Source organism: Paenibacillus sp. FSL H8-0317, assembly GCF_045040685.1.
Taxonomy (GTDB): Bacteria; Bacillota; Bacilli; order Paenibacillales; family Paenibacillaceae; genus Paenibacillus.
Map to the genome: position 1 here is coordinate 1,034,900 of NZ_CP150294.1, position 18,015 is coordinate 1,052,914.

Below are 18,015 nucleotides of genomic sequence, written 5' to 3' on the forward strand. Positions count from 1 at the left end.
ACAAAATGGTTAAGCTACTAAGAGCACACGGAGGATGCCTAGGCGCTAGGAGCCGATGAAGGACGTGGCGAACAACGAAACTGCCTCGGGGAGCTGTAAGCAAGCTTTGATCCGGGGGTGTCCGAATGGGGAAACCCAGCTGGGGTAATTTCCAGTTACTCATAACTGAATACATAGGTTATGTAGAGGCATACCAGGGGAACTGAAACATCTAAGTACCCTGAGGAAGAGAAAACAATAGTGATTCCGTCAGTAGCGGCGAGCGAACGCGGAGAAGCCCAAACCAAAGAGCTTGCTCTTTGGGGTTGTGGGACGTCTCACATGGAGTTACAAAGGAACCGGTTAAGCGAAGAGGTCTGGAAAGGCCCGCCAAAGAAGGTAAAAGCCCTGTAGTTGAAAGTCTGTTCCCTCCGAGACGGATCCCGAGTAGTGCGGGGCACGTGAAACCCCGTATGAATCCGGCAGGACCATCTGCCAAGGCTAAATACTTCCTAGCGACCGATAGTGAAGCAGTACCGTGAGGGAAAGGTGAAAAGCACCCCGGAAGGGGAGTGAAATAGAACCTGAAACCGTGTGCTTACAAAAAGTCAGAGCCCGTTTTAGGGGTGATGGCGTGCCTTTTGTAGAATGAACCGGCGAGTTACGTTCCCGTGCAAGGTTAAGGTGAAGAGCCGGAGCCGCAGCGAAAGCGAGTCTGAATAGGGCGACTTAGTACGTGGACGTAGACCCGAAACCGGGTGATCTACCCCTGTCCAGGGTGAAGGTGCGGTAACACGCACTGGAGGCCCGAACCCACGCATGTTGAAAAATGCGGGGATGAGGTGGGGGTAGCGGAGAAATTCCAATCGAACTCGGAGATAGCTGGTTCTCCCCGAAATAGCTTTAGGGCTAGCCTCGGAAAACAGAGTCGTGGAGGTAGAGCACTGATTGGGTGCGGGGCCCGCAAGGGTTACCAAGCTCAGTCAAACTCCGAATGCCATAGACTTACTTCCGGGAGTCAGACAGTGAGTGCTAAGATCCATTGTCAAAAGGGAAACAGCCCAGACCATCAGCTAAGGTCCCCAAGTGTGTGTTAAGTGGGAAAGGATGTGGAGTTGCACAGACAACCAGGATGTTGGCTTAGAAGCAGCCATCATTGAAAGAGTGCGTAATAGCTCACTGGTCGAGTGACTCTGCGCCGAAAATGTAACGGGGCTAAACACACCACCGAAGCTATGGCTTGATGCTTTGCATCAGGGGTAGGGGAGCGTTGTATAAGGGTTGAAGGTGTACCGTAAGGAGCGCTGGACATTATACAAGTGAGAATGCCGGTATGAGTAACGAAAAGATCAGTGAGAATCTGATCCGCCGAAAGCCTAAGGGTTCCTGAGGAAGGCTCGTCCGCTCAGGGTAAGTCGGGACCTAAGGCGAGGCCGAAAGGCGTAGTCGAAGGACAACAGGTCGAAATTCCTGTACCACCGTAAGCCGTTATGAGCAATGGGGGGACGCAGTAGGGTAGTGACGCGGACTGATGGATGTCCGTCTAAGCAGTGAGGCTGATGTGTAGGCAAATCCGCACATTGTAAGGCTGAGCTGTGATGGGGAGCGAAAATTATAGTAGCGAAGGTCATGATCTCACACTGCCAAGAAAAGCCTCTAGCCAGGTGATGGTGCCCGTACCGCAAACCGACACAGGTAGGCGAGAAGAGTATTCTAAGGCGCGCGGAAGAACTCTCGTTAAGGAACTCGGCAAAATGACCCCGTAACTTCGGGAGAAGGGGTGCCCCGGTAGTGTGAATAGCACGAGGGGGCCGCAGTGAAAAGGCCCAAGCGACTGTTTAGCAAAAACACAGGTCTGTGCGAAGCCGTAAGGCGAAGTATACGGGCTGACGCCTGCCCGGTGCTGGAAGGTTAAGGGGAGTGGTTAGGGAGCAATCCCGAAGCTGTGAACCGAAGCCCCAGTAAACGGCGGCCGTAACTATAACGGTCCTAAGGTAGCGAAATTCCTTGTCAGGTAAATTCTGACCCGCACGAATGGCGTAACGACTTGGGCGCTGTCTCAACGAGAGATCCGGTGAAATTTTAATACCTGTGAAGATGCAGGTTACCCGCGACAAGACGGAAAGACCCCATGGAGCTTTACTGCAGCTTGATATTGAATTTGGGTACGATCTGTACAGGATAGGTGGGAGCCTTTGAAGCAGGAGCGCCAGCTTCTGTGGAGGCAACGTTGGGATACCACCCTGATCGTATCTAGGTTCTAACCTGGTACCGTAATCCGGTGCGGGGACAGTGTCAGGTGGGCAGTTTGACTGGGGCGGTCGCCTCCTAAAGAGTAACGGAGGCGCCCAAAGGTTCCCTCAGAATGGTTGGAAATCATTCGAAGAGTGCAAAGGCATAAGGGAGCTTGACTGCGAGACCTACAAGTCGAGCAGGGACGAAAGTCGGGCTTAGTGATCCGGTGGTACCGCATGGAAGGGCCATCGCTCAACGGATAAAAGCTACCCTGGGGATAACAGGCTTATCTCCCCCAAGAGTCCACATCGACGGGGAGGTTTGGCACCTCGATGTCGGCTCATCGCATCCTGGGGCTGAAGTAGGTCCCAAGGGTTGGGCTGTTCGCCCATTAAAGCGGTACGCGAGCTGGGTTCAGAACGTCGTGAGACAGTTCGGTCCCTATCTGTCGTGGGCGTAGGAAATTTGAGAGGAGCTGTCCTTAGTACGAGAGGACCGGGATGGACGTACCGCTGGTGTACCAGTTGTTCCGCCAGGAGCACCGCTGGGTAGCTATGTACGGACGGGATAAACGCTGAAAGCATCTAAGCGTGAAGCCCCCCTCAAGATGAGATTTCCCAGTATGTAAGACCCCTTGAAGACGACGAGGTAGATAGGCTGGGGGTGGAAGTGCAGCAATGCATGGAGCTGACCAGTACTAATCGGTCGAGGGCTTATCCAATAGCAAGTGATAATTCGCGTGTTTCGTTTCGAATCTAGTTTTCAGAGAACGATCTCTGAAATGTAAGCTACGCGTTTGGTGGCGATGGCGGAGGGGTTCCACACGTACCCATCCCGAACACGACCGTTAAGCCCTCTAGCGCCGATGGTACTTGGACCGCAGGGTCCTGGGAGAGTAGGACGCCGCCAAGCAATAGGAAGACACACTTGATGATATCGAGTGTGTCTTTTTTATTTGAATGTAATTTTTAGTTCCGATTAGACTTGTTATATACATAAAATACTGGCGTTCCAATCCTTAAAGCTGTGATACAATAGGTGAGGTCTATATAGAAAACGGAAACACGCATAAGTACGAGGAGGAACAGTGAACACGATGAAATCAGCCCCGTTTATTGCTGTGGAAGGTCCGATCGGAGCGGGGAAAACAACGCTGGCAACGATGCTTTCCCATGAATTGAATCTTCCGTTAGTTAAAGAAATCGTAGAAGAGAATCCATTTCTGGCTTCCTTTTATCAGGATATCGACGAGTGGAGTTTCCAATTGGAAATGTTTTTTCTGTGTAATCGGTTTAAACAACTGGAAGACACGGGCGCTCATTATGTAGAGCAGAATACCCCAGTCATTTCAGACTATCATATCTATAAAAATATGATTTTTGCCGATCGTACCTTAAAGGGAACGAAACGGGATAAATATCGTCAAATCTATCATCTGTTAACAGATGATCTGCCAAAGCCCAATCTGGTGCTCTATATTGAAGCTGAACTCGATACGTTGATGTACCGCATTAACAAGCGTGGACGCTCATTTGAGCAGGATATGGACCCGGCATATATGGAACAACTGATCGTCGATTACAAAACAGGCATGGATCATCTGGCGAATAGCTCAAATCCACCAGTAATCATTAAAGTCAATGCGGAGCAACTCGATTTTGTCGAACATCCTGAGCACTTCAGGCAGATTGTTAATCAGGTAAAGGAGTATATCATATGAATAACTATGGCATTCCATCGAATGCATTAATTACGGTAGCAGGTACGGTTGGAGTGGGTAAATCCACGTTAACAGCTGCACTTGCACAGCGTTTGAATTTCAAGACCTCTCTGGAGCAAGTTGATCATAATCCATATTTGGAGAAGTTCTATCATGACTTTGAGCGTTGGAGCTTCCATCTGCAGATTTATTTCCTGGCAGAGCGCTTCAAGGAACAGAAGAAGATTTTTGAACTGGGTGGAGGATTCGTACAGGATCGTTCCATCTATGAAGATACAGGCATATTTGCACAGATGCATGCGGATCAAGGAACCATGTCTGCTACCGATTTCGAGACATATAGCAGTTTGTTTGAAGCGATGGTGATGACACCTTATTTCCCACATCCAGATGTGCTGATCTATCTGGAAGGCAGTCTGCCTTCGATTTTAAACCGTATTACGGAACGTGGACGTGAGATGGAGATTCAGACGGATCGTTCGTACTGGGAGCACATGCACGAGCGCTATTCCGTGTGGATTGATCAGTTTACGGCTTGCCCTGTGCTGCGTCTGAACATTGATGAGTATGATGTGCATGATCCAGCATCGGTGGATGCCATTTTGGCACAGATTGCAGCTGTCATTCAGCCTTCCAAGGAAGTGCAAAGGTAAGATAGAGCGAGTTTTACAATGTATTTTTCTGGGTTACATTGGTTATATTTATGATACAGATATGGATAACATCCCTTCTACGGCTATTATGCTGTTGGAGGGATGTTTTTTTATGTGCCAAGGGAATGATGATGAGATGAATGTAGACAAAACTAAGAGGATATATTCGAGTGAATAAGGAAATGGATGTTTAATATATCTTTTCTATTATATAAATCATGGTCACCAAAAGTAGAAAAATGTTGAATAATAGGACATTTTGTGGTTTCATAGGAAAGGTGAATTCTGGAAAAGAAGCATATGCATGACTCAGGAGGGAAAGACAACGTGGAAGAGAAACAAGGAGTTAAAATCGGTATGCCGATCATTGGTGGCTTAATTGGAGCTATTCTGGGAGGCATCGTATGGGCAGCTATTGCTGCAATGACCGAGTATGAGGTGGGATTAATTGCGATTTTGATTGGAGTGCTCACGGGCTACGCAGTTGTGTTGTTCTCCAATAAACGAATTGCGACAGTACATAAGATTATTGCCGTACTGTTTGCTCTCGTAGGCATTTTGCTGGGTAAATATCTGACGGTGGTTTATTTTACTTCCGAACTGTTTGGTGATGTAAGCGTGATGGAACTCGTGTTTGATAGCGAGATGATCAGTGCGTTTGTGGAAACCTTCCAGGACTATTTCAGTCAACCGATTGATTTATTATTCATCGTGCTTGCGATTGTATCTGCATGGCAGATTCCTGGCCGTATGGCGAGAACCAGTCTAGCTACGGATGCATCTTCATCGGATCACGCACCAAGAGCTTAATCGGATAGCGGTGTACGCTTGGTAGCAAAATGAAGAACGTTTGACAGACGAAACTTAACTCATCATCCTAAGCATCTGGTGAAACGGTTATATCGAAGGACTGGGAGCAGAAGAAACGTAGTAAAGCATCTACTTTAAAAGATATTCATAAAGTACTCAGAGTGAGCAGCAGTTAGGCTTGTTCACATTGCGGCTGAGTTACTTGCATACATAAAAGGGACGATACGCCTGAGGGTGTACGTCCCTTTTGTGTATTTACCAGCTAGTAGGTGGGATACGGCTCATAACTTTTGCAACAACACGAATCGATTAAAATTACTTACCACATAACCCTAGTATAATATCCAACATGTTCATAAGGTTAATCACAAGAAAGATAGGGTCACTCCAGGAGGTAGGTTCAAATATCCGAAGGGTCATGTCATTTAAAGCGAATAAAGCTGATGACGAGAATATTTTTACCTTTTACAGGACAGGGGGTTAACTTCCAGACTATCTTTTACAGTCCACATCTGGACGGCAATGAGAGTTGAATAATACTGTATGTGGTTGAAGACAGGGCTATATTATTTGTTTTGGTCAGCAAATACAGCCATGGCATCTCTCATAAATACTGCCAAACCATCGCCAAACTGATCAATATTACGCGTGAAGCGTTCATCTTCCACGTACATCTGACCAAGTCCTCTGAAGGCTTCAGGCGAGTAGCTTCCCATCTGGTTTAGGCAGGTGTACCACTCTTTGATGCCAGCCTGTGCCTCCGCAGATGCTGGTTCTGTGTGACGAAGTGCAGCCAGATGTTTGTAGATTTCGTTCATTTGATCGGATAGAGCCTTCTGATCTGTGGTTGATTTACTGTGCAGCTTCTGATTTGCGTGATCGACGGCATGGTCTCCCCAACGTTCCCGCGCTTCTTGTTCATACGGATTCTGGCTAAAATCAAATCCTTCGAATTGTTCTTTGGCTGTCATTTTAATTTCTCCTCTCACGTGTAAAACCGTTCTATCAATGGTAGCAATCATCTGGTCCAAGCGTTGGCGTTTCTCCAGCAGTATAAGTCGATGCATATTAAGAGCTTCTTCCGGATTGAAGGAGGGGTTGGTTATAATGTTTTTGATCTCCTTCAGAGAGAAGTCGAGTTCCTTGAAAAACAATATCTGCTGCAACCGTTCCAGGTTGGCATCTGAATATAATCGATACCCGGCAGAAGTCACTTCGTCCGGGGTTAATAGTCCGATCTCATCATAGTGATGCAGTGTGCGCACACTGATCGAGGCAAGCTCTGCAACTTCCTTAACTTTCATGGCCATGTGTGAAAACCTCCTTACAACACCGATTGTACAGTGTCACGTTACGTGAGAGTCAACCGTTGAAAATGAGAAAACAAGATGCAAGCATGGAAGCTGCATCTTGATCATGGATTGGTGACTCAGTCACTGTAGGGGAGCGGATGCGCTTCTAAGTCGAAGACATAGATTGCCGCACCGCAGGGGGGAGGCTCCTCTGTTATGGAGAGGAGAACGAGCGGTTGTGGCTGCACCATGTAGGCGGTGCAGCCCACGAGGCTGGCAGTGCAGGGAGAGCAGGGCTACGCCTGCATCCCGCGCACTGCCGCAGCGAACTGCGCAGCCGCTGCGCGCACATCGGCCGCGCCCGCGATGGCGGAGATGACGGCTACGCCGTCGGCTCCAGCCGCCATCACGGCGGCCGTGGTATCGGGCGTAATGCCGCCGATACCCACAATCGGAACTGCGATGCCTGCGGCGCGCAGTTCCGCCACCCCTGCGGGGCCCAGCACAGCGTGGGCATCCGCTTTGGAGCGCGTCGGGTACATGGGCCCGACGCCAAGGTAGTGGGCGCCCGCCTGCACCGCACGGCGCGCCTCTTCCACAGAGTGGGCGGATACGCCAAGCATCCGCCCATCTCCAATGCGGGCGCGTACCAGCGCCGCGTCCGCATCTTCTTGGCCGACATGCATGCCGTCGGCCTCCACCGCTACAGCCAGCTCCACATCATCGTTCACGATGAACGGGACCCCGTGCTGGCTGCACACCTCGCGAAGCCGCATCGCAAGCGTAATGCGAGCTTCGCCAATCAGGGCACCAGTTCCCTTTTCACGGAACTGGAACAGCGTGATGCCGCCAGCAATGGACTGGCGCAGCACTTCCACCGGGTCTTGCGTTGTATTGACGCTGCCCATCACCAAATACACCTGCATCGCGCGTCGCACCGCTTCTGCTTCCCACGGGCGCATCACTGCTCACCCCGCTGTCTGCGCTGATACGCAAAATGATTTGTCGGCCCATGTCCGGCCCCAATCCCCAGCTCATCTTCGATGGCTGCCTGAATGAATGCTCGCGCGGTCGTAACGGCAGCCAGAACAGGTGAACCCTTGGCTAACTCTGCGGTGATCGCAGCAGAGTATGTGCATCCTGTTCCGTGTGTATGACGTGTTACCACACGAACATTCTCCAGATAATGAAAAGACTGCCCATCGTAGAGCACATCCACGATCATGCCACTTCCTTCATCATGACCACCTTTGACCAAAGCATACGTTGAACCCATCTGTACAATCTGTCTTGCGGCTTCTTCTCGCTGACTCAGATTCGTGATAGACATTCCGGTAAGCAGTTCCGCTTCCGGTATATTAGGTGTTGTGATCAGGGCATGGGGCAACAGCTCCGTAACCAACGCCTGTACAGCTTCCTGTTGGAGCAGGGGGGCACCGCCTTTGGCTACCATCACAGGGTCGATAACCAGATTCGACCAACGGTATTGCTGCCATTTCTCAGCCACTAGACGAATAATCTCGGCACTATATAACATGCCGGTCTTTGTTGCGGTTGGTTGAAAGTCTTCGCCGGTCGAGTCCAATTGCTGGGCAATACCATCGTAAGGGATGGGAAAGACGCCCTGTACACCTGTTGTATTTTGGGCAGCAATAGCCGTGATAACGGTCATGCCGTATACGCCAAGCTCTTGGAATGTTTTCAGATCGGCCTGAATTCCTGCGCCGCCCCCGTTATCAGAACCTGCAATGGTTAGCGCTTGAGCAATGCTCATACTGCACCTCCACGGATCTGACGGATTTGTGCGCATCCTACCAAGAGGTCTGGTGTTACTTGTGCCAGTTGATTCAACAATTCAATCTGGAAGCTGCCCGGCCCCTGATGAGCTGTCCGCTCTGCTGCCAGTTCAGCTGCTACACCATAAAACGCGAGCGCTTCAACAACACTGCCTAGAAGATCGGCTCCTGATTCCGCTATGGCTGTAAAAGCACCAATCACCGAACTGAGTAAACAGCCAGCACCTGTGACCTGAGTGAGCAGGGCATGACCATTACTCGTGAGGAATGTGGATTGTCCATCAGTAATGATATCTTCTTTTCCGGTAATGACCACGACACAGCCAAGTTTATGCGCTGCCCGCTCCGCAATGCCGATTCGGTCGCCCTCACCTGATCCTGCGTCCACACCTTTAATACTCCAACTCTCACCGATGACATTGGCGACCTCTGCCACATTGCCGCGCAGTACTGTGAGACGAAGTTCACGAACGAGCATCTGCACGGTTTCCGTGCGATAAGTGGTTGCGCCTGCGCCGACGGGATCGAGCACAACAGGCACGTGATGTGCATTAGCTGATTGACCAGCTAATCGGATCGCCTGAACGACTTTGTCATCGAGTGTACCAATGTTAAGTACCACGGCACCTGACATCTTGGCGACATCAGCGACCTCTTCATGAGCATAGGCCATAAAAGGGGACGCACCAAGTGCGAGCAGACCATTGGCTGTAAAGGGAGCCACGACAAGGTTGGTGATATTGTGTACCAACGGGTTTTGTGTACGAACACGTTCCAGATAAGACATATAATTTCCTCCTTGTTTTGTATGCTTTCCTGAATCCTTTGACCAAAAAGCTGTAAACGGCTGTTTATTCGGATATAGCGTATCTCAGATTCGTTAGGACTCGCTCCATGCTCTATTCCAGAGATATTAAGGCGCATATAGCTTTGCTTTCATCCCCTTTGCGTTCAGTCACTTTTCCTTCATTCACCTTGCACTCCTTTATTTACTCTCCTTGCAGATTAATAAAAGCATCCTTGGCTTTCACCGATTCAGCAATCAAATCCTTTTCAACGAGCCATGCACGTACATTCTCCCACGACTCCATTTCCTGCCGACCAAACGGTTGACCTTCCTCATTCATAAGTGGCATTAAAATAGCCAGGCTTTTGGTTTCGATCTCCGGGTCAAGCGGAGACGTTTCATTCTCATGAGCGAGCAGAATATTCAAGGCTTCATCTGGATGCTCCGTTACATATTTTTGTCCTTCCTGGATCGCTTTGACGAACCGGGTAAGCTGATCTTTTTTCGCTTCAATGCCAGCCTCACTCGCAGTCAGGACCAATTCATAATAATCAGGCACACCATAATCGACAGGGTTGATTGATTTCATGGCATGTCCTTCTTTCTCCAGAATCAATTGCTCATGGTTAATAAAACCACCCATAATTGCATCCGCCTGTCCGGAAGCCAGCGAAGGAATCAGATCAAACCCAACGTCAACCAGATTCATGTTGTCGGGATTGCCACCATCGTGGCTGATCATCGTACGAACCATCGCTTCATACAGCGGAATCGAAGAATAACCGACAGTTTTTCCTTCAAGATCTTTGGGTGAACTCACGTTGCCATTTGCTTCGGTCAACAGATGCACAAGTGGATGCCGAACAACAGCAGCAATGGATCGTACAGGAATGTTCTCGCCACGCGCGAGTAAGATTTGGGGCTGGTAGCTTAGAGCCAGATCAATTTTACCGGCAGCAACAAGTTTGAGTGAATCATTGGTATCCGCAGGCATCTGAATTTCGACATCCAGACCCTGATCTGCGAAGTACCCTTTTTCCTGAGCCACATAGATGAAGGAGTGTACTGCATTCGGGTACCAGTCGAGCATGATGGACAGTTTATCTTTGGCGTTTGATGTTGGTTCGGTTGCAGACGGATCTGTTTGCTGTGCATTAGTTGCAGAATCTGTTGTTGGCGTGTTTTTGCTAGTATTCGTGGTGCTGCATCCGCTAATGATCAGCAAAAGGCTAATGAGCATGATGGGAAGCAGGGAGTATATACCTTTGTTATTCATAAATTGAAGATCCTCATTTCATCGTTTTGATTTGTATTTACATCTAATTCCTGTCTAAGTATTATCCAACTTTTCTTTTGCCTCCATGTCCATGCCGCCGTATGCTAAACCGTTTCTCTAGCCAGGCAATCAGTACAAACAAAACGATCCCCAGCAGGGATAACAGCACAATAGCGGCAAACATCGCATCCGTGTTCATGTTGCTGGACATGCGGCGGCTGAAGTATCCGAGACCTTTGCTGCCACCAAGCCATTCCCCAATCGTTGCACCAACCACGCAGTACACCACAGACATCTTTAGCCCTGAGAAAAAAGAGGGAAGTGCCAGTGGAATCTGGAGTTTGCAAAAAATATCCCACTTGCTGGCTCCCATGGTGAGCAGCAGTTCACGCTGCTCTGGATCGCCTTGGCGGAGTCCATCGTAGGTACTGACCACAATGGGGAAGAATGCGATTAAGAACACCACCGCGACTTTGCTCCACAACGTGTAACCAAACCACAAGATAAATACGGGGGACAAGGCAATCAGCGGTATGGTCTGACTGATCACGATGAAAGGATACAAGGCTTTTTCAATCGACGGGTTCATATGCATGCCTGTTGCTAGCGTAATTCCAGTCACTATGGACAAGCCAAAACCAACAATAACCTCCATAAAGGTAGCAGGCAGATGGATGGTCAACAGCAGACGGCGATGCTCAACCAGTGAACCTATGATGGCTGTGGGTGCAGGAATGATGAAGGAGGGTACCCATCCCATACGCACAAACGTTTCCCAGATCGCCAGTGAAAAGAGCATGAGAACAATAAACAAACCATATTGGGAAAACGACCTCGAGAGCCACTTAAAACACCACGTCCAGACGCTAACCTCAGCTCTATCACTTTGCATGCAATTGTTCCTCCAGTTGTTGTCTCATCTGCACGAGAGCCGGTTCGTAGATCATGTCCGAATGCCTTGGGCGTGGTAAAGGAACCGTCATCTCCCGCAACTGCTGACCTTGCCCTCCTGGAGTTAACAGAATGATACGGTCACTTAACAGCAGGGCTTCCTCAATGTCATGTGTAATAAACAATACGGTTTGGCCAAAGCCCTCCCACAGCTCCAGCAACCAGCGATGCATTTCTCGTTTGGTTAAGGCGTCGAGTGCACCGAAGGGTTCATCCAGCAACATGAGCTGCCCGCCTGTAAGCAAGGTACGAAGCAATGCCACCCGCTGCCGCATGCCGCCGGATAACTCATCTGGATAGGCCTGTTCATAACCCGACAGGCCGAACCTTGCCAACCCAGCTAGAATGTTGGCCCGTAACTTGTCCTTGTCCTGTCGGCCTGGTGCCAACTCGGCAGGCAGCATGCAGTTCTCCATGACGGTTCGCCAGGATAACAGCAGATCTTTCTGCGGCATATAAGCGACTCGTCCGAGCCGTTGTCCTTGCGGTACATCAGCTATATCGATGGTGCCAACGGTTGGCTCATGCAAGCCTGCGAGCAGCTTGAAGAACGTGCTTTTACCTGATCCGCTGGAGCCGATGAGCGAGACAAATTCTCCTTGTTGAACCTGAAGCGACACATTGGAGAGCACGGGGGAATACTTTTTATCGGGAAAAGCAAAGCTTATGTTGTGAATGGTTACATGGTTATTCATCTGATTCTCACCCCCTTGATGTCAGACTGCTGGAATAACAACCGCATCTTGCACTCTGCCAAAAGAAACAAAAAAGACCCACCCATTTCCGGAGAAATGAGTGGGTCTGTAAGTTAGATCCGCAGTTTATCTTCACATATACATGATAAAATTCCGCTTACTAAAAGGCCGCTCCACTTCCCTCCGCTGGTATGATCCAGATCAGGTTCAAAGGGTCCGAATAGTCATATTCGTCTCAGCCGTAAGGCTCCCCTAGTGCAAAAGTTCAAGATATGCAGTTATGTGTTCAGCATATATCACTCGAACATGAACTGTAAAGAGGCAGCTTGATGGAATTCTTGAGATGAATTTGGAGTCAGACCTGAACAACTGAACAATTTACCTTGGCTCATGAACCCGATATAATAGGGATGGCGCATATTGGCTGGATCACAAATGCAGGTGGGATTGCTCCCTCCGAAGCAGAATGGGGACCCGAGTTGAAAACGTTCAAAAAAGTATATATTGAGATCACAAGTATCTGCAATCTGGCATGCAGCTTCTGTCCGCAGACACAACGTGCCAAAGGATTCATTGACCCTGAAGTCTTCAACAATATACTGGAACAAGTTAAACCACACACCAATCATATTTATCTACATGTCAAAGGCGAACCCTTGTTGCATCCCAAAATAGATCTGTTGCTCGATTCCGCACATGAGAAGGGACTCAAGGTGAACATTACAACGAATGGTACACTATTGCCCAAGACTCAGCATAAATTGCTTGGCAAACCGGCGCTGCGGCAGATGAATTTCTCCCTGCACAGCTTCGATGGGCATGAAGGTTCAACAGACCGTGACGGATACCTGCGTCATATTTTGTCCTTTGTACACGAGGCCGTTAAGCACAATGTCATCATCTCATTCCGACTGTGGAATCTGACGCAGGATAACTTCACAAATGCTCAGATGAATCGAAATCGCGAGACCCTTGAAGTATTGGAACGTGAGTTCAATCTGGACTTCCGCATTGAGGAAAAAGTAGTTCCAGGCAGCGGGGTCAAAATTGCCCCGAATGTATACCTGAATCAGGACCATGAGTTCCAGTGGCCAAGTCTGGATGCACCTGAAGATGACGGCAAAGGCTTCTGCCATGCATTGCGTGGTCAGGCAGCTGTGCTTGTGGATGGAACGGTGGTTCCATGCTGTCTCGATGGCGAGGGTGTGATTAACCTGGGTAATGTGCACGAGAAGTCATTCTCGGAGATTATTGAGGGTGAGCGAGCGAACAATCTGGTATATGGCTTCTCCAAACGCGAAGCTGTGGAAGAGTTATGTCGAAAGTGCGGTTATCGTCAGAGATTTGGAGCCTGATATCTTATATCAGCAAGCCAGAAGCCATTCAAGATCACACATTTGGAGACAAATGCAGTGGTCTTTCTTTGTGATCGGGGATTAAGTGAGGGGTACATACGTTACAAATGAGCATACCAGAGGTTGATATCAGCATATTGCTTGAGAGACCTAGCATGCAAAAAATGCCGATATGACAGGGATTGTGCGATGTCATGATATATCTGATCTAATGATTATTCTAGTTACCTTCCTTATTTGGTAGGATTAGGTTGTGGGTCGGACAGAGGTGCACCTCTGACGATCTTCCAGTACAAGCTCAGGCTTGTACAATACCAAATAACGAGAGAATAAGGGAGGAATAAAGTTATGAAAAAAATGTTGACGTTGTTACTGTCCGCTGGTTTGGTTGCTTCTATATTTGGTGCCGTTCCGGCTGCGGCTGCGCCTACGGTTGTAAATTCAACCATTGTTGTTCCAAAGGGTACGACCTATGACGGTCAAGGTAAAACATTTGTAGCCAATCCTTCCACACTGGGCGACGGATCTCAAGCAGAAAATCAGAAGCCAGTCTTCCGTCTGGAGGCAGGGGCTACGCTCAAAAATGTAAATATCGGATCACCAGCTGCTGATGGTGTTCACTGTTATGGCAACTGTAATATATCGAATGTGGTCTGGCAAGACGTGGGCGAGGATGCACTGACATTGAAGTCTGCCGGAACGGTTAACATTACCGGTGGGGCAGCGTATAAGGCTTATGATAAAGTGTTCCAGATGAATGCAGCTGGAACAATTAACATCAAAAATTTCCGTGCAGATGATATTGGCAAGCTGGTTCGTCAAAATGGTGGAACTTCCTTCGCAGTTAACATGACGCTGGATAATTCCAACATTTCTAATGTAAAAGATTCGATTTTGCGTACAGACAGCAGCACATCACAAGGGAAAATTACGAATACTCGTTATTCCAAAGTACCAACGTTGTTCAAGGGGTTTGCTTCAGGGAAAACGAGCCAGTCTGGGAACACGCAATATTAAGAACAGGAATACCTTGGAATACGGATTGAAGGCGTGTACGGATAAGGTAGCTATTTCACATCGTGAAGTATGTCCAAAAGGCATCCAGGGGGATGCCTTTTCCTATGCCAACTTTTGATTTTTGTAGAGACCATTGCCACAAATACCCATCTGATGTACATTAGAAGCAATGAAATAAGTGAACCGGGAGCTCAATGAAGTTGGGCTGAGAGAGTGGCCTTGTGCCGCTGACCGTACATCTGATCTGGGTAATGCCAGCGTAGAGAACATGGAATTACAATGTGTAAGGGTGAATTGTGGGAATGAACGTGAATGAACAACAGACCTCTTTGAACTGTGGTGGTGTATCTGCCAGGGCGGAAGGGAGCTGGTTGATATTCCGTTTTTCGACATCCATCCCATACATCATTGTGAGGATTGTACACTTTGCGTAAGGCCTTCCCGGAACCGGGGAGGCTTTTTCGTTTATTATGATAAACCCCACAGGGAACAAAGGAAGGACGTAGAGAACATGGCAACAACAGCAGGCAACAAGCGATTGAAACTAACGGATATTCTGGTAACCATCGTGATCGCAGTAGTGTTTGGGGTGATTTACAAGATATGGGGACCTACATATGACTTGATGAAACCATTTGGCGTTCATGCGGAGCAGATGATCTATGGCATGTGGTTTATGGCGGGCACGTTTGCTTTTGTCATCATTCGTAAACCAGGCGTGGCTATTCTTGCTGAAGTTGCGGCTTCAACGGTAAGTGCCTTTCTGGGCAGTGAATGGGGCATGTCCACACTTGTATACGGTCTGTTGCAAGGATTGGGAGCCGAGATATTCTTCGCAGCATTTTTGTATCGCAAAACCAATCTGTTTGTCACCTGTCTTGCAGCCATAGGAGCCGCAGCGGCTTCGCTTTTGCTGGATTACCAATACGGGTATATTGATTCACTCTCGGCCTGGAATTATACGTTATTTATCGGATTCCGCTTCATTGGAAGCATCTTGATTGCAGGAGTGTTCGCTTATTATCTCGCCAAAGCATTGGAACTGACCGGTGTAACACGTTCACTCAGACCGGTATCGAAACAGGATTATGAGGCGCTGGATTAGATGAGCGGAGAGGGGAATTCGCAAGCGGTAAGTGTGACAAATCTAAGATGCAAGTTCCCGGGAGAGAAAGCCTTGGTATTTCAGGGCTTGTCTCTCTCTGTTCGTCAAGGGGAGAAAGTGCTGTTGCTTGGCCCGAGTGGCTCCGGCAAATCGACGTTATTGCAAATTTTGAGCGGTTTGATACCACGTTCGGTTGAGATTCCGATGAAATGTGATGATATTCAGGTTCCCGCCCAAGCAGGAGTGGTCTTTCAAGATCCGGATACCCAGTTTTGTATGTCCTTTACGGATGAAGAGATCGCATTTGTTCTGGAAAACCGAAATATTCCGCGTGAAGAGATGCCTGCTCTGATTGAATATGTTCTGAAACAAGTGGGGTTATCCTTTGAACAGAATCGTGTATTGATCCAGTCCATGTCTCAGGGGATGAAGCAGCGTCTTGCGATTGCTTCGATGCTTGCCATGGACCCGGAGGTATTGTTTTTGGATGAACCCACTGCACTGCTGGATGATGAGGGGACTTCCCAGGTGTGGGATACCGTCAAACGGATCGCCAGTGACAAAACGATCATCATCGTTGAACACAAAATAAACGAGATTGTGGATATGGTCGACCGCATCATTGTGTTATCACCTGAAGGAAAGATTGTGGCGGATGGGCCAGCACAGCAGGTATTTACAGATGAACGGGGTAAGCTGAAGGCTTATGGAATCTGGTATCCAGGCATATGGGAGGAGCAAGAGCAGGCAGCTAAGGAAGAAGAGGGAAGTGCTTCTGGAAAGCTTCAAGTGTGTGTGGATCACGGCATATCAAGTTTGGAAGTACAGAAATCGTCTGGCTTATCCGATACACCGGGTATATCCCCCATATCTCATGTCTCATCCTTATCGCCTGTATCATCGTCAAATCAGCCTGCACTGGACTTGCAGCAGTTCACCGGATGGCGTGGGAAAAGACCCTTCATTCAGGTAGAACAGGCCAAAGTATGGCATGGGGATTGGATTGGTATTGTCGGAGCTAATGGAGCTGGCAAGAGTTCATTGTTGTTATCTCTGATGAATATCCTGAAAACAACAGGTCATTATGAGGTGGACGGTCAGCCTTCTGGCAAAACGGAGCAGCTTGCAGATCGAATCGCGTTTGTATTTCAGAACCCGGAGTTTCAATTTGTGACCAACACCGTCGCGGAAGAAGTAGAATTCTCATTGCTGGGGGGCAGGCTTACAACGGAAGAAAGACTTGCCAGGACTGATCATATGTTGAATCAATTTGGACTAATCGACCTCTCCGAGCATCATCCCTTCCAATTATCGATGGGGCAGAAACGACGCTTGAGCGTTGCCTCTGCACTGGTGAGAGAGCAGCGAATACTGCTGTTGGATGAACCTACTTTTGGACAGGATGCCCGTAATACGTTTGCCATGTTAACACAATTGGAGCAATTGCGGCGTGAAGGAACAGCTATTGTTATGGTTACCCATGATCGTGAAATTGTAAAAAGATATTGCACCCGAATCTGGACGGTAGATGAGGGGAGGTTAACTGATGCAACTGTCGTTTCCTCACCGTGAAACCTGGCTTCATAACGTCAACCCGGGATTAAAGATGATCATTCTGACGATGATGTTTGTCATCATTATCCTCATTCACAATCTGAATGTAATGGCCAACGTTGCGTTGGCGATGATGCTGTTACTGTGCTGGACAGGTCATCCGTGGTATAGATTGATGCTGTACGCATCACCATTCATTCTGGTGTTTATCTCCACGTCCACAGGTATGATGATGTTTGGTAAGGGAGAGACCACATGGTATAAGTGGGGATTGATTCACATAACCGAGGAGAGTTTCTATCGCGGTCTACACTTGGGTTTTCGCTCGTTGAGCATGGCAGCGGCTGGCTTGCTGTTCGGACTGACAACGAAGCCGGTAAGGCTGTTTTATTCACTGATGCAGCAGTGGCGGCTTCCTGCAAAATATGCCTATAGCTTTCTGGCCGCGATGCGCATGATCCCCATTTTGCTGGATGAATTCCAGACGCTCCGTTACGCCATTCGTATTCGTGGAACACGGCAACGTGGCTCTCGCTGGAATGTGTATGGTACACTTAAGCGTTACGCTATTCCGCTGCTGGCACAGAGTATTCGCCGTGCACAGCGAATGGCGGTAGCGATGGAAGCGAAGGGATTCACGGATGGCGCAAGCCGGACGTATTACATTCAGATTGGCTATTCGCGAGCTGATCTGTGGTTTGTATTTTATTATATGCTCACCTTAACAGCGGCTTATTACATTGGGGTCACCTTTCCTTATCATGCTACGATGGTGGATGTGAGGTAATAT

General features: G+C 48.6%; 14 protein-coding genes, 2 rRNA genes, 1 pseudogene and 2 riboswitches. Of the genes and pseudogenes, 10 read left to right on the forward strand and 7 right to left on the reverse strand.

Annotated features, from left to right (window positions below; translation table 11 throughout):
• Nucleotides 1-7: 7 nt before the first annotated feature.
• The 5 genes from MHB43_RS04775 to MHB43_RS04795 all read left to right on the forward strand — a co-directional run bounded on the left by MHB43_RS04775 (nucleotide 8) and on the right by MHB43_RS04795 (nucleotide 5,397).
• A 23S ribosomal RNA gene (locus tag MHB43_RS04775) occupies nucleotides 8-2,935 on the forward strand.
• Nucleotides 2,936-3,009: 74 nt separating this feature from the next.
• Nucleotides 3,010-3,126: ribosomal RNA gene (gene rrf / locus MHB43_RS04780) — 5S ribosomal RNA — on the forward strand.
• Between the two features lie 184 nt (nucleotides 3,127-3,310).
• Nucleotides 3,311-3,934 (forward strand): deoxynucleoside kinase, encoded by a 624-nt coding sequence (locus MHB43_RS04785; protein ID WP_339185325.1) that lies wholly within the window; start codon nucleotides 3,311-3,313, stop codon nucleotides 3,932-3,934.
• Nucleotides 3,931-4,587, forward strand: a complete 657-nt coding sequence (locus tag MHB43_RS04790; RefSeq protein ID WP_192132572.1) for a deoxynucleoside kinase — start codon at nucleotides 3,931-3,933, stop codon at nucleotides 4,585-4,587. The genes MHB43_RS04785 and MHB43_RS04790 overlap by 4 nt, the downstream gene beginning before the upstream one ends.
• A 327-nt stretch (nucleotides 4,588-4,914) precedes the next feature.
• Entirely contained in the window at nucleotides 4,915-5,397 is a 483-nt protein-coding gene (locus MHB43_RS04795; protein WP_405131459.1) for a hypothetical protein, read from the forward strand.
• 566 nt (nucleotides 5,398-5,963) lie between these two features.
• Here MHB43_RS04795 and MHB43_RS04800 read toward each other — a convergent pair.
• The 7 genes and pseudogenes from MHB43_RS04800 to MHB43_RS04830 form a co-directional block, all read right to left on the reverse strand.
• Nucleotides 5,964-6,707: a MerR family transcriptional regulator gene (locus tag MHB43_RS04800; RefSeq protein WP_405131460.1), complete on the reverse strand. Its 744-nt coding sequence runs from the start codon at nucleotides 6,705-6,707 to the stop codon at nucleotides 5,964-5,966.
• Nucleotides 6,708-6,985: 278 nt separating this feature from the next.
• The gene (gene thiE / locus MHB43_RS04805) at nucleotides 6,986-7,651 is read right to left on the reverse strand and encodes a thiamine phosphate synthase (RefSeq protein WP_405131461.1); all 666 of its coding nucleotides are present in this window, start codon (nucleotides 7,649-7,651) and stop codon (nucleotides 6,986-6,988) included.
• Nucleotides 7,651-8,463 (reverse strand): bifunctional hydroxymethylpyrimidine kinase/phosphomethylpyrimidine kinase, encoded by an 813-nt coding sequence (gene thiD, locus MHB43_RS04810; protein WP_221818807.1) that lies wholly within the window; start codon nucleotides 8,461-8,463, stop codon nucleotides 7,651-7,653. Before thiD ends, thiE begins: the two co-directional genes overlap by 1 nt.
• Nucleotides 8,460-9,281: pseudogene (thiM, locus tag MHB43_RS04815) on the reverse strand (hydroxyethylthiazole kinase); the annotation flags it as partial. The gene thiD and the pseudogene thiM, both read right to left, overlap by 4 nt.
• 193 nt (nucleotides 9,282-9,474) lie before the next feature.
• The gene (locus MHB43_RS04820; RefSeq protein WP_405131462.1) at nucleotides 9,475-10,548 is read right to left on the reverse strand and encodes an ABC transporter substrate-binding protein; all 1,074 of its coding nucleotides are present in this window, start codon (nucleotides 10,546-10,548) and stop codon (nucleotides 9,475-9,477) included.
• Between the two features lie 61 nt (nucleotides 10,549-10,609).
• On the reverse strand, nucleotides 10,610-11,440 hold the full coding sequence (locus tag MHB43_RS04825) for an ABC transporter permease (RefSeq protein ID WP_405131463.1): 831 nt from the start codon (nucleotides 11,438-11,440) through the stop codon (nucleotides 10,610-10,612).
• Nucleotides 11,430-12,194 carry an ABC transporter ATP-binding protein gene (locus MHB43_RS04830; protein WP_405131464.1) on the reverse strand — a complete coding sequence of 255 codons (765 nt, stop codon included), beginning with the start codon at nucleotides 12,192-12,194 and terminating at the stop codon, nucleotides 11,430-11,432. Before MHB43_RS04830 ends, MHB43_RS04825 begins: the two co-directional genes overlap by 11 nt.
• 161 nt (nucleotides 12,195-12,355) lie before the next feature.
• Nucleotides 12,356-12,458, reverse strand: a riboswitch (TPP riboswitch).
• A 215-nt stretch (nucleotides 12,459-12,673) separates the two neighbouring features.
• On the opposite strand from MHB43_RS04830, the gene MHB43_RS04835 reads away from it, so the two are divergent.
• The 5 genes from MHB43_RS04835 (at nucleotide 12,674) to MHB43_RS04855 (ending at nucleotide 18,012) form a co-directional block, all read left to right on the forward strand.
• Nucleotides 12,674-13,549 carry a radical SAM/SPASM domain-containing protein gene (locus tag MHB43_RS04835; RefSeq protein WP_338591071.1) on the forward strand — a complete coding sequence of 292 codons (876 nt, stop codon included), beginning with the start codon at nucleotides 12,674-12,676 and terminating at the stop codon, nucleotides 13,547-13,549.
• A gap of 348 nt (nucleotides 13,550-13,897) precedes the next feature.
• A complete protein-coding gene (locus MHB43_RS04840) occupies nucleotides 13,898-14,566 on the forward strand; it encodes a pectate lyase (RefSeq protein WP_339182096.1) in 669 nt (222 codons plus the stop codon).
• Between the two features lie 172 nt (nucleotides 14,567-14,738).
• Nucleotides 14,739-14,849, forward strand: a riboswitch (TPP riboswitch).
• 228 nt (nucleotides 14,850-15,077) lie between these two features.
• Nucleotides 15,078-15,671, forward strand: coding sequence for an ECF transporter S component (locus MHB43_RS04845; protein ID WP_036672660.1), 594 nt, complete (start codon nucleotides 15,078-15,080; stop codon nucleotides 15,669-15,671).
• Complete coding sequence (locus MHB43_RS04850) at nucleotides 15,672-17,243, forward strand: ABC transporter ATP-binding protein (RefSeq protein ID WP_405131465.1); 1,572 nt, start codon at nucleotides 15,672-15,674, stop codon at nucleotides 17,241-17,243. It begins immediately after the preceding gene.
• On the forward strand, nucleotides 17,218-18,012 hold the full coding sequence (locus MHB43_RS04855; protein ID WP_405131466.1) for an energy-coupling factor transporter transmembrane component T family protein: 795 nt from the start codon (nucleotides 17,218-17,220) through the stop codon (nucleotides 18,010-18,012). The genes MHB43_RS04850 and MHB43_RS04855 overlap by 26 nt, the downstream gene beginning before the upstream one ends.
• Nucleotides 18,013-18,015: the final 3 nt, after the last annotated feature.